Raw genomic sequence first — 13,771 nt, 5'->3', positions numbered from 1 at the left:
GCGGGTCTGCCTTTCAAAATCGACGTGCGCGAAGCTGGTGGTGGCGGGTTTCCAGGTGTGGGGACACGTTCTCGAGGAGGTAGTCGTGGCTGCCGGAGCCGACGTCCAGTGGCTCGCGTCCGGGCAGTTCGATCCGGGCGGTTGTTCCGGTGGGCACCTGGATCGAATAGCTGTGACCGGCGTCTGTCCGGCGCCAGGCGATGGACGCCGTTCCGTAGGGAGTCTCATGGCGGGCGGAGGCGAAGGTGAGGCCGCCGCCGGGCTGTGGCCGGACGAGGAACCGTCGGTAGCCAGGTTCCAGCGGCGAGAGGCCGGCTACGGTGCGGTGCATCCAGTCGGCCACGGCGCCGAGGGCGTAGTGGTTGAAGGAGGTCATGTCGCCTGGATTGACGGTCCCGTCGGGGAGCATGGAGTCCCATCGTTCCCAGATCGTGGTGCCTCCTTGTGTGACGGCGTAGAGCCAGGACGGGCAGCCCTTTTCAAGAAGGAGGTCGTAAGCGGCGTCGAGTTCGCCGACGGCGGTGAGGGCGTCGGTGACCACGGGCGTGCCGGCGAAGCCGGTGGCGATGCGGTTCCGCGCAGCCCGGACGAGCCGGGCCAGGCGGTGGCCTGCCCGTTCTTGGGTCTTGCCGTCCGGGAAGAGGTCGAACGCGATGGCCAGGGCGTAGGCTGTCTGGGTGTCGCTGGCCATGCGGCCATCGTGGTGGATGTATTCGCGTGCGAAGGCGTTGGCGATGTTCCGCGAGAGCTGCAGGTAGTGCAGTTCATCCTCGGACTTTCCCAGGACGGCCGCGGATTTGGCCAGGTGCAGCGCCGACCAGGCAAAGTACGCTGTGGCGACCAGGTAGGGGTCCGTCATGGCCTGCATGGGCTTTTCGGGCGGGGCACTGGGATCCAGCCAGTCGCCGAGCTGCATCCCGTTGTTCCAGAGGTGATCGCTTCCGGCCAGGCGGTCCACCAGGTCCACCCAGGCTTTGGCGCTTTGGTATTGCTGGGCAAGGATTTCCGGGTCGTTGAAGCGTTGGTACAGGGTCCATGGAGTGAGGACCGCCACGTCTCCCCAGATCGCGCCCGGGCGCACCGGTGTCCAGAAGTTCCCGCCGGGAATGACCGGCACGTACCACGGCACGGTTCCGTCGGGCAGCTGCTCCGCGGCGACGTCTTTGAGCCAGGAGGAGAGCATGCCGGAGCAATCGTAGAGGAAGCTGGCCGTCGGGGCAAAGACCTGAAGGTCGCCGGTCCAGCCGAGGCGCTCGTCGCGCTGGGGGCAGTCGGTGGGGATGTCGACGAAGTTGCCTTTCATGCTCCACAGCACGTTTTCGTGGAGGCGGTTGACGTCGGGGTTCGAGCATTCGAACCAGCCCGTGCGTTCCATGTCGGTGTGGTAGACCCGGGCCACGATGTTTTCGGCCGGGTCGCCGCCGCTCCAGCCGCTGACCTCGGCGTAGCGGAAGCCGTGCAGGGTGAACCGGGGCTCCCATGTTTCCTCGCCGCCGCCGGCCAGGGTGTAGGTGTCTGTTGCTTTCGCGAGCCGTAGCGGGCGGGTGTAGATTTCACCGTCCTGCACGACTTCGGCGTGGCGGAGCGTCATTGTTGAACCTTGTTCGCCGCTGACCGTGATCCGGAGCCGGCCGACGACGTTCTGGCCGAAGTCGAGCAGGAGTTTGCCTGATGGCGACGTCGAGACGCTCACCGGTCGTAGTTCGCCGGTGCAGCGTACTGGCGGTCCTTCGGGAGCGACAAGGGTTCGCGGATCCCGTGGCACTTCCGTTACCGGGTGCCAGCCGTCGTCGTCGAATCCTGGCTGGTTCCAGCCCGCCGGCAGCTGCCGGGCGTCGTAGTTTTCACCCTCGTAGATGCCGGTGAAGAGAATGGGCCCGGCGGCGGCTTTCCAGTTGCTGTCCGTCCCCACGACACTGGTCGATCCGTCGTCGTAGGTGATGTGCAGCTGGGCCAGGAGCGCCACTTTGTCCCCGTAGAGGTTCCGGTGCCCGCCGTCGAATCCGATCCGCCCCCGGTACCACCCGTCGGCAAGCCATGCACCGACTGCGTTGTCACCTTTGTGCAGGTGTCCGGTGACGTCGTAGGTGTAGTACCGGAGTCGACTGCCGTAGACGGTCCAGCCGGGGGACATGGCATCGTTGCCGATCCGGTTGCCGTTGATCTCCACCTCGTACAGGCCGTGGGCTGTCACATGCAACCGGGCCGAGGCCACCGGGCGGGGGAGTGAAAAGCTCCGTCGAAGCAGGGGAGGCCGCCGGTTCGTGTCGGGGTCCTCTTCCCAGCCCGGTGCGATCGCGACGGCGGTCCAGTCTGCAGGATCCAACAGGCCGGTCTCTACCACCGAGGCCGGACTCCATGGGCCGGGGTCCTCCTGGCTCGTGCCCCACAAGCGGACACTGACTTCGGCCCTTTGGGAAGACGCCAGAGGGGAAGCCGGCCACGGCACGAGGACCGATTCCGGTGACTCGATGCGTTCGCTCGTCCACGTGCCGCTTTCGGTCGTCACGGTGAACTGGTAGGCCTGCTGGACCCAGCCGGGCTCGGCGCTGGTCTTCCAGGAGATCCGGGGTGTCCCGGTACCGATTCCGAGTGGTTCCCTCAGGTGTTCGAAGGTCACCGGGTGGGTGAGGGCAGGCATGACTGAGGTCTCCTTGGTCGGGGAGGACGCGGTTTCAGGCGTCCGGGAGGATGGGCTCTGGCTGGTTGGCGGCGGCTGCCGGTCCCGGGGAGGGTCTGCGGTGTGTTGCGGGCGTCAGCCCTTGACGGCCCCGGCGGTCATGCCTGCGACGATTTGCCGGTTGAAGAACAGGTACATGATGAACGGCGGGATCGTGATGAGCAGGATGTTCATGAAGAGCAGGTTGTAGCTGGTGGTGAACTGGCTTTGGAAGTTGAACAACGTGAGCTGGACGGTGGCGTTCGCATCTCCCGGGAGGAAGTACAGCGGGTTCTGGAAGTCGTTGAAGATGTGCACGGACTGGACCACTATCACGGTCACGATCACTGAGCGCAGCAGCGGGAAGATGACCCGGAAGAAGAGCCGTATTGGTCCGCATCCGTCGATGACGGCGGCCTCGTCAAGCTCCCGGGGGATGCTGGCGATGAAGGCCCTGAAGAGCATGATGCAGAAGGACAGGCCGAAGGCGACCTCCACGAGGATCAGCCCGGGGAGGGTCTTGAAGAGGCCCATGCTTTGCAGCACCCAGATCGTGGGGACAACTGCGGGAGGGATGATCAGCCCGGAGAGGATCAGGAAGTTGGCGACCCCGTTCCAGCGGCTGCGCCGGCGTTGCAGGATCCATGCCACCATGGCGGCAAGGATGACCAGGATACTCACGCTGGCCACGGTCAGGATGGTGCTGTTGATGAACGCGGTGACCAGCATGAAGTTGCGCTTGGCCAGGACTTCCTGGAAGTTCTGGAGGAAAGCGAAGTTGCTTGGCCAGGAGAATTCCAGCTTTGCCGATTCCCGGCGGTCTTTCACGGCGGTGAGCACCATGAAGATCAGGGGGACGACGAAAACGACGAAAGTGATGGCGATGGCGATCAGCCCGAGGCCGTATCGCTTGAGTGCGGCGGTCACTGTTCGACCTCCTTGCGGTTCAGGAGCATGGAAAGCGGGACGACGATCGCGGTGACGATGAGGAAGAGGACGACGTTGCCTGCGGTGGAAAGGCCGTAGAAGCCGGCCTGGTACTGCTTGTAGATCACGGACGCGATGACGTCCGAGGTGAAGCCGGGGCCGCCCTGTGTCATGACCCAGATCAGGTCGAAGGACCGCAGTCCGCCGATCAGGGACAGGATGATGACGGTGGCCGTGGCTGGCCGGGCCAGCGGAAGGGTGATGTTCCAGAAGCACTTGAAGGAACTTGCACCGTCAACCTTGGCCGCTTCGAAGTATTCCTGGGGGATGGAGACGATTCCCGCGATGAAAATCACCGCGGCGAGTCCGACCCCTTTCCACACATCGACGAAAGCCACGGACAGGAGTGCCCAGGCGGGGTCGGTGAGCCAGGAAGGTCCCTCGATCCCGATGGCAGCCAGCGCCTTGTTGATCATCCCGGTGGACGGATCCAGGAGAACGGTGAAGACAATGCCGACGCCGATGCTGCTCAGGAGGACGGGGAAGAAGATGATCGACCTGAGGTAGCCGCGGGCGATGATGCGGGAGGTCAGGAAGACACCCAGCAGCATGCCCAGGACAACCTTGAGGACGGCGGTGACAACGCCGTAGATGAAGGTGTTGGTCAACCCCTTCAGCAGTGAGGGTTCATTGAAGAACTGGACGAAGTTGTCCAGGCCGATGAAGGTGAAGCTGTTGAAGTTCCAGCGGGTCAGGCTGAAGAAGAAGGACGCGAACGTCGGCACCAGGAACAACCCGGTGTAGATGACGGCGGCAGGCAGGTAGAACCAGTACGGGTAGGACGATCTCGCCTTGCGGCGTTTGGCCGGTTCCGTGACCTGGCGGCTGCTGGCAGCGGGTGCGGTCGCTGTGGTGTTCAGTGTCATGTCAGTGTCTCCAAGGTCCGTCCGGGCCGGCCTTCCGGCCCGGATGGCGGTTGTTGCTTGGGTTAGTTCCAGCCGGGTAGGTTCAGCTGCTGCGCCTGCTTTTTCACATCGTCGTCGTGGCGTGCTGCCGCGTCCTGCGCGGAGCGGATGCCCGAACCCACTTCCACGGTGATCTGTTGCAGGGACGGTCCCTTCACGGGGGAGAGGAATTCCAGGGCGGGGCTGTTCTTGGCCGGGTCGTTGAAGTAGGTGAGCATGTCCTTCACTGCCGGGGCGATATCGGTGGGGAGCTGGCAGTCTTTGACCAGGTACGGCCCGTTGGGTGCTGCGCCCTTGGCCTGGGACGCGCAACCGGCTTTGCTGGCGAGGAAGGCCTGGAACTTTTTGGCCTCGGCGGGGTGCTGGGTCGTCTTGGGAATGTAGGCGCCGCCGGGAAGCCAGACGGTCAAGGGGTTCTTTGCCGCGTCGTCTCCGGGCAAGGGGAAGAGGCCGATGTCGGCGATGTTCTCCGGATGCGTGGACTTGAGGGCGGCAATCGCGCCGGTCAGGATCGGATACTGGGCGCCTTCACCGCTGGCCAGCTTGTCCAGGCCTTGCTGGTAGGTTGCCGAGGCGTAGTCCTTGTTGAAGAAACCGGCTTTGGCCGCCTCCTCCTGGTGCTCGAAGCCTTTGATCGCGGCCGGGGTCGTGGCGTATTTGGCCTTGTTCGCGGTGTAGTCCGCGGCAAACGTCGGATCGGCCGCGGCAACGTTGGCGAAATCGCCCAGGACGAAGAGCTGGGACGTCCAGGTGGTCTTGTAGGTCTGGATGATCGGATCGATGCCGGCATCCTTGATCTTGCGGCTGTTGGCCATGAACTCGGACCACGTCGTAGGAACCGAGAGGCCAAGCTTCTGGTAGACCTTTTTGTTGTAGAGCACCGCGCCGGCGGATCCGGTGCTGAAGGGAACACCGTAGGCTTCCTTTCCGGCGGAAACCACCGGCAGGAACGACGGGGACACATCCGACATGTAGGGTTCGTTGGTCACCGGGAGCAGGTTCTGTGCCGGCCCGAGCTGCTGGAACAGCGAACCGGAGTTGTAGGCGAAGACATCGGACATGTCTCCGGTGGACAGCCGGGTCTTGACGATGTTGTCGCCGTCGCCGCCCTGTGGACGGGTTTCCACCTCGACTTTGATGTCCGGATTCGCGGCGTTGAAATCGCTCGCCACTTGATCCGCCATGGCTACGGTCGTGTCCGCGTTGTCCACGAGGAACGTCAGTGTGGTCTGGGCCCCTCCCGAGCCCGTAGTGCCCGAGCATCCGGTCAGCGCAAGGGCCAAGGCCGCGGCGCTTCCCGCTAGTACGGCCCAACGCGGCCTGCGAGCAATGGCCACCATCTTTACCTCCTCGTAAAGCACAAACACTCGGTTTGTGAAACGTTACAATCCGCCAGGGGAATCTGCTCCCCGCGGATGATTGATATGGGTTGTAAATCGATTTACGATTAACACTGTAGGGCAAATCACATCGCTTGCCAAGGGATAGCATGAAGACGCCGGTTGATCTGCTCCCCAAGGGGGCGGCGTGGCATTTGGGAGGGAGGGCCTGATGGCTGAGCAAGGGAAGCGGGCGACAATTGCCGACGTCGCCCGGCACGCCGGGGTGTCGCAGGCTGCGGTCTCAAAGGTCCTTAATGATGGATACGGTCTCAGCGACGCGATGCGTGCCAAGGTCGAGGCCGCGATGGAGGCCTTGGGCTATCGCCCTTCCGCAATGGCCCGGGGAATGCGCGGGCGCGGCTACACCCTCGGAGTATTTCTCGTGGACCTGCGCAACACCTTCTTCAGCGTGCTCATTGACGGCATCCGCGATACCGCCGAAGCGCAGGGATACCAGGTCTTCATCGGCCAGGCCAGGTCCGGACTCGACGCCCAGCGACGGTTGATCGAGGCCATGGTGGACCGCCGCATGGACGGCCTGGTCCTCATTGCCCCTTTCGGCCCGGCAGAGTGGCTTGAGGAAGTCGGCAGGACAACACCCACTGTCGTCCTCGGGCGCCATGGTCCTGGCAGGAACTACGACACGGTGGCCAGTGATGACATCGCCGGCAGCGGGCTCATCGTGGACCATCTGGTTTCCCTCGGCCACCGCAAGATCGCCCACCTGAAACACGTCGGGGACGAGAAGAACCAGCCGGGCATGCCGCAGGAAGTCCGGGCCCAGGGCTACATCGAAGCGATGGTCCGGAACGGACTTCAAGACGACATCGACGTTATTGAGGCCAGATGGAGCCGGGAAGGAGGCCAGCGGGCAGCGGAATTGATCCTCGACTACCCGCAGGCACCCACCGCCATCCATGCAGGATCCGACATGCCGGCGCTGGGGGCAATGGAGGTTTTCTCCCGCGCCAACTGGAGTGTTCCGGGCGATATCTCAATAGTGGGCTACGACAACATACCCATGTCATCAATGCATCCGCTCTCCCTGACCACCATCGACCAGGCCGGCACCGAAATGGGGTCTCTGGCCGCAAAACTGCTCCTCGAGCGCATCAAGGGCAGAACCGGGCCCGTATCCACCCTGGTCACGCCCCGGCTGGTGCTTCGATCAACCACTGCCCCGCCACCAGCTCATGGGACCGCGGGGGCGGATCGGCAGAAGGAACTCGGGGGCGTCCCTGAATGAAGGCACGCCCCCGCCATCACCTGAAGGAATAATCAACCGAATTCCATGGGAACGCACCTCTTCGACGTCGGGGGCTGATGAAATTGCCTCCGGTGGTCAGCGGCCGTTGTATTCGTCGTCGGTGATGTGCTCGGCCCACGTGGTGGTCTTGGATGGGTCTTCGCCGTTTTGGAGCATGGCGATGTGTTCCATGAAGCAGCCGGGGGCGGCGGCGTGCCAGTGCTCCTCACCGGGCGGGGTGTAGAGCGTTTGGCCGGGGTGGACCTCGATGATCTTGCCGTCCCGGGTACCGAAACGGCCGACGCCCTGAGTGACGCGGAGATATTGGCCGTGCTCGTGGGAGTGCCAGGCAGTGCGGGCACCGGGCGCGAACCGGACGGTCGCTACGACCATCGTCTGGTCGCTTTCATGTGGCAGTGCGATCGGGTCGAGCCAGACGTCGCCGGCGAACTGGGCGGCCGGGTTCTTGGTGGTCGACACGGGGGGTTCGATGTTCATGGACGTCCTTACTTGTTGTCTGTGAAGAGTTGCTTGGCGACGCCCATCGCAGACATGCCCTTAGGCCAGCCTGCGTAGAACGTAACGTGGGTGATGGCTTCGATGAGCTCCTCCTGGGTCACACCGTTCTCGAGGGCGCGGCCGAGGTGGAATCCCAGTTGCCCGGTATTCCCTCCGGCGGTGAGCACAGCCACGGTGATGAGGCTGCGGTCGCGTGCGCTCAGTTCGGGCCGGTTCCAGACGTCCTCGAAGAGCACGTCGTCGGTGAGTTCGGCGAGCTTGGGGGCGAAGTCACCGAACATCTTCCGGCCACCTCCGATTTGCTTGGGCTGGTCAGTCATATTGTTTTTCCTTCCGTGAGTGAGTCAGTGTCCGGTCGGCATCCTGAGCGTGTATGGCTTTTCGTGCCGTTTGGCCTGCTCGTCGGTGAGTTCAATCCGTGCGTGATTGGCGTGATTGGCGTGATTGGCGCGATGGTGTGTGTTACGGCCGGATGAGGACCTTGAGGGATTCGCGGGAGTCCATGGCGCGGTAACCGTCCGGCACCTCGTCGAGGCTGATGGTGCGGTCGAAGACCTTGCCGGGGTTGACTGTTCCGTCTAGTACACCAGGTAGCAGCGTGTCGATGTAGGCGCGAACGGGGGCTGGTCCGCCGGTGAGGGTGACGTTGGGTCCGAACATGGAGCCGAAGCCGATCGGGGCATCCTCGTACTGCGGCACGCCGACGCGGCTGATGACGCCGCCGGGACGGACTGTGCCGAGTGCTTGGTCGTACGCCGGCCGGTGCCCGACGCACTCGAGCACCGTGTGGGTACCGTCGCCGCCTGCGAGTTCACGCACCCTGGCGATGCCTTCTTCGCCGCGTTCGGCGACGACGTCGGTGGCGCCGTATTCGATGCCCAGATCGGTGCGTCCTTTGTGTCGTCCCATGAGGATGATCTGTTCTGCGCCCAGTTGCTTGGCGGACAGCACGGCCATAAGCCCCACGGCGCCATCACCGATGACTGTGACAGTGGTGCGGGGGTTGACGCCTGCCCTGATGGCTGCATGGTAGCCGGTGCCGTAGACGTCCGACAGGGTCAGCAGTGATGGCAGCAGCTCGCTGTCCTCGCCGACCGGGGCCTTCACCAGGGTGCCGTCGGCGAAGGGGACCCGGACGGCTTCGGCCTGTGCGCCGCCGATCCCGCCGGAGGCCCAGAACCCGCCGTGGCGGCAGGAGGTCTGCAGCCCTTCGCGGCAGAAGTCGCAGGTGACGTCGGACCATGCGAAGGGGGCTATGACAAAGTCGCCCTTCTTCAGGGAGGAAACGTCTTTGCCGGTTTCCTCGACGACGCCGATGAACTCATGACCCATGGGTGATCCTTGATGGGACTTTGGCATGCTGTGATACGGGTGCAGGTCGGAGCCGCAGACGCACGAACGGACAATGCGCACCAGCGCATCGGTCGGGGCCTGCAGGACGGGGTCGGGCACGTTCTCCACGCGCACGTCTCCGGCTGCATACATAAAGGTTGCTCGCATTAGATATCTCTCCGTTTTCTGGCGTTTCTTGAGGATCGGTTATTCCAAGGAGCACAACTGTCTTCGGGCCCTCCGTAGCCATTCCTTTCGTCCGGTGCGTTGCTTGCTTCCGACAAAAGGGCAGTCTGTGTGTGATTCACCATGTTGATGCGACTGTGCGGGCTATGACCCAATCGTCTCCGCGGGGCTCGAACCAGGAGCGCAGCGTCAGGCGCCAGGTGGCCCTGGAACCCCAGATCGTGGCGTCGGTAAGGGTTCTGGCGGTCAGCGCGGGCATGGTCCCCTCGGTGCTGAGGGTGGCCTCGACCGTGTCCATCCGGTGGTACCGCATCTCGCCGGACCCAATCGCCTCAAGCCATTCCGCCTTTGACTGCACGTATCCGGTCATGTGCTTAAGGGTGAAGTCTTCGGCGAGGATGCTGTCCAGTTCGGCCAGGTCTCCGGCCGCCATCGCCTCGCACAGGGATTCATGGAGCATTTTTAGCTCCGCCTCCGCGGTTATGTCTGTCATCGTCGTCGGGCCATAGGTGTGAGTTCGTGGGTTCCGTAGCTGTTGTCGTCGGGGTTGACGGTGACACCGGGTGCGACGAGTTGGTCGATGCGGTCCAGTACGTCTGTGCTCAGGGTGATGTCCGCGGCGGGCAGGTAGGACTCGAGTTGTTCCATGGTGCGTGGTCCGACGATGGCGGCGGTGACGCCGGGGTGGTTGATCACGAACGCGATGGCCAGCTCGATGAGGGTCAGGCCGGTTTGTTCGGCGAGCTGGGCCAAGTCTTCGACGATGTCGAGTTTTCGTTGGTTGGCCGGGCTGCTCATGTCGAACCGGGCGCTAGGGCGGGCTGCAGAGGTGGGTGCGGACGCGGAGTCTTTGCGCCAGCGTCCGGAGAGCCAGCCGCCGCTGAGCGGGCTGTAGGTGAGGGTGCCCATGCCGTGGCGTTGGACCGTGGGGAGGATGTCTTCTTCGATGCCGCGGACCAGGATCGAATACGGCGGCTGTTCGGTGACGAACCGTTCCAGGTTCCGTTCCCGGGATGCCCACTGGGCTTCGACGATCTGGGATCCGGAGTAGGAGGAGGAGCCGATGTAGCGGACTTTGCCTTGGCGGACGAGGTCGGTGAGGGCGCCGAGGGTTTCTTCGACGTCGGTGTCGGGGCTGGGCCGGTGGACTTGGTAGAGGTCGATGTAGTCGGTGTCCAGGCGGCGGAGGGAGTTTTCGACCGCCCGGATGATCCAGCGGCGGGAGCCGCCGCGCTGGTTGGGATCGTCTTCGTTCATGGGCATGAAGAACTTGGTGGCGAGGAACACTTCGTCCCGCCGTCCCGCTAGTGCTTGCCCGAGGATTTCCTCGGATGCTCCGCCGGAGTAGACGTCTGCGGTGTCGATGACGTTGATGCCGGCGTCGAGGGCCCGGTGGATGATGCGGGTGGAGTCGGCGATGTCGTTGTTGCCCCAGGGGCCGAACATCATCGCACCGAGGCATAAGGGGCTGAGGTGCACACCCGTGCGGCCAAGGGATCGGTATTCCATGCTGGTTCCTTCTCTTTGTCTTAGGTTTTTGGGGGTCTCAGGCTTCGGGGATGACCACGGCAAAGCGCTCCGGCCGCCAGTGCGGCCTAGACGGCCGCCGTCGTGTGCTCCGTAGCACTTCGGAAGAGACCCAGACCCCGGGGGGCGGCATTGTTGTCGTTAGGGGCGGATGAGTACTTTGAGCGCTTCGCGGTCGGCCATGGCCTTGTAGCCGGCAGGAACGTCGTCCATGCCGATGGTGCGATCGAAGACCTTGCCGGGGTTGATGGTGCCGTCGAGCACGAGCGGCAGCAGTTCCTCGATGTATGCCCTTGCGGGTGCGACGCCACCGGTGAGTGTGATGTTGCGCATGAACTCGGGGAAGCCGAGCGGTACCTCGGAGAACTGAGGGGCACCGACGCGGCTGATGACGCCGCCGTCACGGACGACGCCGATTGCCATCTCGATCGCCGGTTTGAGGCCGACGGCTTCGAGGACGGCGTGGGTTCCGTCGCCGTTGGTGAGTTCCTTGACCTTGGCGATGCCCTCTTCGCCGCGTTCGGCGACGACGTCGGTCGCACCGAATTCGCGGCCGAGTTCGGTGCGGGCCTCGTGCCGGCCCATGAGGATGATGCGCGAGGCGCCCATGAGCTTGGCGGAGAGAACTGCGCAGAGGCCGACTGCGCCGTCGCCGATCACGGTGACTGTCTCGCCCGGCTGGATTCCGGCCTTCTTGGCCGCGTGGTATCCGGTTGACATGACATCGGAGAGGCTCAGCAGTGACGGGATCAGCTTCTCATCGAAGCCGGAGGGGACGACGACGAGGGTGCCCGCTGCCTGGGGGACCCGGGCGAATTCGCCCTGGCCGCCGTCGTCGTGCCCGCCCCAGTGGGCGCCGTGGCGGCAGGATGTCTGCAGGCCTTCCTTGCAGAAGTCGCAGGTGCCGTCGGAGGCGACGAACGGTGCAATGACAAAATCACCGATCGCCAGGCCGGTCACCCCGGAGCCGAGTTCCTCGACGATGCCGACGAACTCGTGGCCCATGCGGGATCCTTCGGCCGAGTCCGGCCTGGAGGCGTAGGGCCACAGGTCGCTGCCGCAGATGCAGCCGGCGACGATGCGCACGATGGCGTCGGTGGGCTCCTGGATGGTGGGGTTGGGGACGGTTTCGACGCGTACGTCTCCGGCGCCATACATCAGTGTTGCTCGCATGTTGGGATTCCTTACTGGGTAGTCGGCCAGTTTCCAGTCAACACCGGTCACGGACCTTGTGGGAGTGCATGTCAGTACCCCGTTGAAGTGCGGGGTTGATGGGTCAGTGCGTGGTCTCGGCCAGGGCCATGGGCTGCGCCGCTGGAAGTGTTCTGGTGCGGCGGCCTGCGAGGTCGGCGGGCAGGATGAGGGCCGCGGTGACGGCCAGGGCCAGGAGCAGGAGGATGCTGCCGGTGGTGAGTGCGGTGCTGACTTGGGCGGCCAGGTGCGCGACGGCGAAGCCCGCCGCCGGGACGGTGGCTGCGGCGGCGACCGCGATGCCGAGCCCGAGGCAGGTGCCGACCTGGTGGAAGGTGTTCACCAGCCCCGATGCGGCGCCGGCGTCGGACGCTGGGGCTCCTGTGATGCCGAAGGAGGTCAGGGGCGCAAACGCGAGGCCCTGCCCTGCCCCGATGAGGATCATCGGCAGGGCTACCGCGGTCAGGTAGCTGGAGTCGGTGCCGACCCGGCTGAGCCAGAACATCCCGGCGAGGGTGAGCAGTATCCCGGCCAGGAGCGGGACCGAGCCCGGCATCTTGCCCATGAGCCGGGGGATGCTCATCGCGACGGCGAAGTTCACTGCCGTCATGGGCAGGAATCCGAGACCGGCCTGCAGGGGGTCGAAGCCGAGTACTTCCTGCATGAACTGGGTGGTGAAGAAGAAGAAGCCGATCATCGCCCCCAGATACAGGAAGCGGGCGACGTAGGCGCCGGTGCGGCGGCGGCTCCGGAACAGGCGCAGTGGCATGATGGGCTGGGCCGCCGTGCGTTCGATCAGCACGAACGCGACCAGGAGCACGACGCCGGCGCTGACGGCCGTGACCGTAACCGGCGAGTTCCAGCCGGCGTCGGCGGTGTTGATGATGCCGAACACGAGCGCGCCGACACCGAGGGTCGCGCTCAGCGCGCCGAATGCGTCGAAGCGTCCGCGGGCGCGGCCGGTCTCGGGCAGGAACCGGGGAGCGAGGGCGATCATCGCGGCGCCGATGGGTACGTTGACGAAGAACCCGGCCCGCCAGGAGATCCAGTGGGCCAGGGCACCGCCGATGACCAGGCCCAGGCTGGCGCCGATCCCCGCGGTGGCGCCGTACAGGGCCACGGCCCGGGTGCGCTCACGGCCTTCCGGGAAGCTCGCGGTGAGCAGGGAGAGCGAGGCGGGTGCGACGATCGCAGCCCCGATGCCCTGCACGGCGCGTCCGGCGATCGCCCACCAACCCGCCGGTGCCAGTCCGATCAGCAGCGAGGCGATCGAGAACACCACGAGCCCGAAGACGAAAACCCGCCGGCGGCCGAGCAGGTCACCGGCGCGGGCTCCGAGGAGCAGCAGGCCGCCGAAGACCAGCGTGTACGCGTCCTGGACCCAGGAGAGCTCGCCGGTACTCAGCCGCAGCTCTGCCTGCAGGCTGGGCAGGGCCGTGAAGATGACCGAGTTGTCCAGGAGGATCATGAAGTAGCTGACGAGGATGATCGCCAGGATCGCTCCCCGGTGGGAAGCTGTTGCGGGTTCAGGTTTCATGCTTTCCATGCAACCGTGATTCCGTGCGGGGCGGGAGTCATGGCCGTTCCGGGTAACGTCAGTGCCTCCCTCGTGCCGTCGACCGGGCGTAGCGTGGTTGCCATGACACACAGCGAGGACGTGCGGAAGTTCCTGACCTCCCGCCGGGCCAGGATCACCCCGGATGAGGCGGGTCTGCCGGTCTACGGCGGCAACCGGCGGGTTTCCGGGCTGCGCCGGGAGGAAGTGGCGATGCTTGCCGGGATGAGCATCGATTACTACATCCGTCTGGAGCGGGGAAACCTCTCCGGCGCCTCGGAC

Annotated in this window: 12 protein-coding genes and 1 pseudogene; 2 read left to right on the top strand and 11 right to left on the bottom strand. The window is 64.7% G+C overall.

What is annotated here, in order from left to right; genetic code table 11:
- Positions 1-13 precede the first annotated feature (13 nt).
- The 4 genes from QRN45_RS06005 to QRN45_RS05990 all read right to left on the bottom strand — a co-directional run bounded on the left by QRN45_RS06005 (position 14) and on the right by QRN45_RS05990 (position 5,891).
- Positions 14-2,641 (bottom strand): family 78 glycoside hydrolase catalytic domain, encoded by a 2,628-nt coding sequence (locus QRN45_RS06005; protein ID WP_284762681.1) that lies wholly within the window; start codon positions 2,639-2,641, stop codon positions 14-16.
- Between the two features lie 114 nt (positions 2,642-2,755).
- The gene (locus QRN45_RS06000; protein WP_284762680.1) at positions 2,756-3,586 is read right to left on the bottom strand and encodes a carbohydrate ABC transporter permease; all 831 of its coding nucleotides are present in this window, start codon (positions 3,584-3,586) and stop codon (positions 2,756-2,758) included.
- A complete protein-coding gene (locus QRN45_RS05995) occupies positions 3,583-4,512 on the bottom strand; it encodes a carbohydrate ABC transporter permease (RefSeq protein ID WP_284762679.1) in 930 nt (309 codons plus the stop codon). Before QRN45_RS05995 ends, QRN45_RS06000 begins: the two co-directional genes overlap by 4 nt.
- Before the next feature lie 62 nt (positions 4,513-4,574).
- Positions 4,575-5,891 (bottom strand): ABC transporter substrate-binding protein, encoded by a 1,317-nt coding sequence (locus QRN45_RS05990; protein WP_284762678.1) that lies wholly within the window; start codon positions 5,889-5,891, stop codon positions 4,575-4,577.
- Between the two features lie 211 nt (positions 5,892-6,102).
- Here QRN45_RS05990 and QRN45_RS05985 point away from each other — a divergent pair, with 211 nt between their 5' ends.
- Positions 6,103-7,179: a LacI family DNA-binding transcriptional regulator gene (locus tag QRN45_RS05985; RefSeq protein WP_284762677.1), complete on the top strand. Its 1,077-nt coding sequence runs from the start codon at positions 6,103-6,105 to the stop codon at positions 7,177-7,179.
- A 96-nt stretch (positions 7,180-7,275) separates the two neighbouring features.
- Here the strand turns inward: QRN45_RS05985 and QRN45_RS05980 are convergent, their stop codons facing one another.
- From QRN45_RS05980 to QRN45_RS05950, 7 genes are all read right to left on the bottom strand, one after another.
- Complete coding sequence (locus tag QRN45_RS05980) at positions 7,276-7,677, bottom strand: (R)-mandelonitrile lyase (RefSeq protein WP_284762676.1); 402 nt, start codon at positions 7,675-7,677, stop codon at positions 7,276-7,278.
- Positions 7,678-7,685: 8 nt separating this feature from the next.
- Complete coding sequence (locus tag QRN45_RS05975; protein WP_284762675.1) at positions 7,686-8,018, bottom strand: carboxymuconolactone decarboxylase family protein; 333 nt, start codon at positions 8,016-8,018, stop codon at positions 7,686-7,688.
- Between the two features lie 142 nt (positions 8,019-8,160).
- Positions 8,161-9,198 (bottom strand): zinc-dependent alcohol dehydrogenase family protein, encoded by a 1,038-nt coding sequence (locus tag QRN45_RS05970; protein WP_284762674.1) that lies wholly within the window; start codon positions 9,196-9,198, stop codon positions 8,161-8,163.
- A gap of 136 nt (positions 9,199-9,334) precedes the next feature.
- Positions 9,335-9,676, bottom strand: a complete 342-nt coding sequence (locus QRN45_RS05965; RefSeq protein WP_284762673.1) for a nuclear transport factor 2 family protein — start codon at positions 9,674-9,676, stop codon at positions 9,335-9,337.
- Positions 9,677-9,705: 29 nt separating this feature from the next.
- On the bottom strand, positions 9,706-10,725 hold the full coding sequence (locus QRN45_RS05960) for an aldo/keto reductase (RefSeq protein WP_284762672.1): 1,020 nt from the start codon (positions 10,723-10,725) through the stop codon (positions 9,706-9,708).
- Between the two features lie 159 nt (positions 10,726-10,884).
- Positions 10,885-11,916: a zinc-dependent alcohol dehydrogenase family protein gene (locus QRN45_RS05955; RefSeq protein WP_284762671.1), complete on the bottom strand. Its 1,032-nt coding sequence runs from the start codon at positions 11,914-11,916 to the stop codon at positions 10,885-10,887.
- 103 nt (positions 11,917-12,019) lie between these two features.
- A complete protein-coding gene (locus QRN45_RS05950; RefSeq protein ID WP_284762670.1) occupies positions 12,020-13,471 on the bottom strand; it encodes an MFS transporter in 1,452 nt (483 codons plus the stop codon).
- 102 nt (positions 13,472-13,573) lie between these two features.
- On the opposite strand from QRN45_RS05950, the pseudogene QRN45_RS05945 reads away from it, so the two are divergent.
- Positions 13,574-13,771: pseudogene (locus QRN45_RS05945) on the top strand (helix-turn-helix domain-containing protein); the annotation flags it as partial.

Source organism: Arthrobacter sp. efr-133-R2A-63 (genome assembly GCF_030209795.1).
Classification (GTDB): Bacteria; Actinomycetota; Actinomycetes; order Actinomycetales; family Micrococcaceae; genus Arthrobacter; species Arthrobacter bambusae_A.
This window is presented reverse-complemented; position numbering and strand designations above follow the sequence as displayed.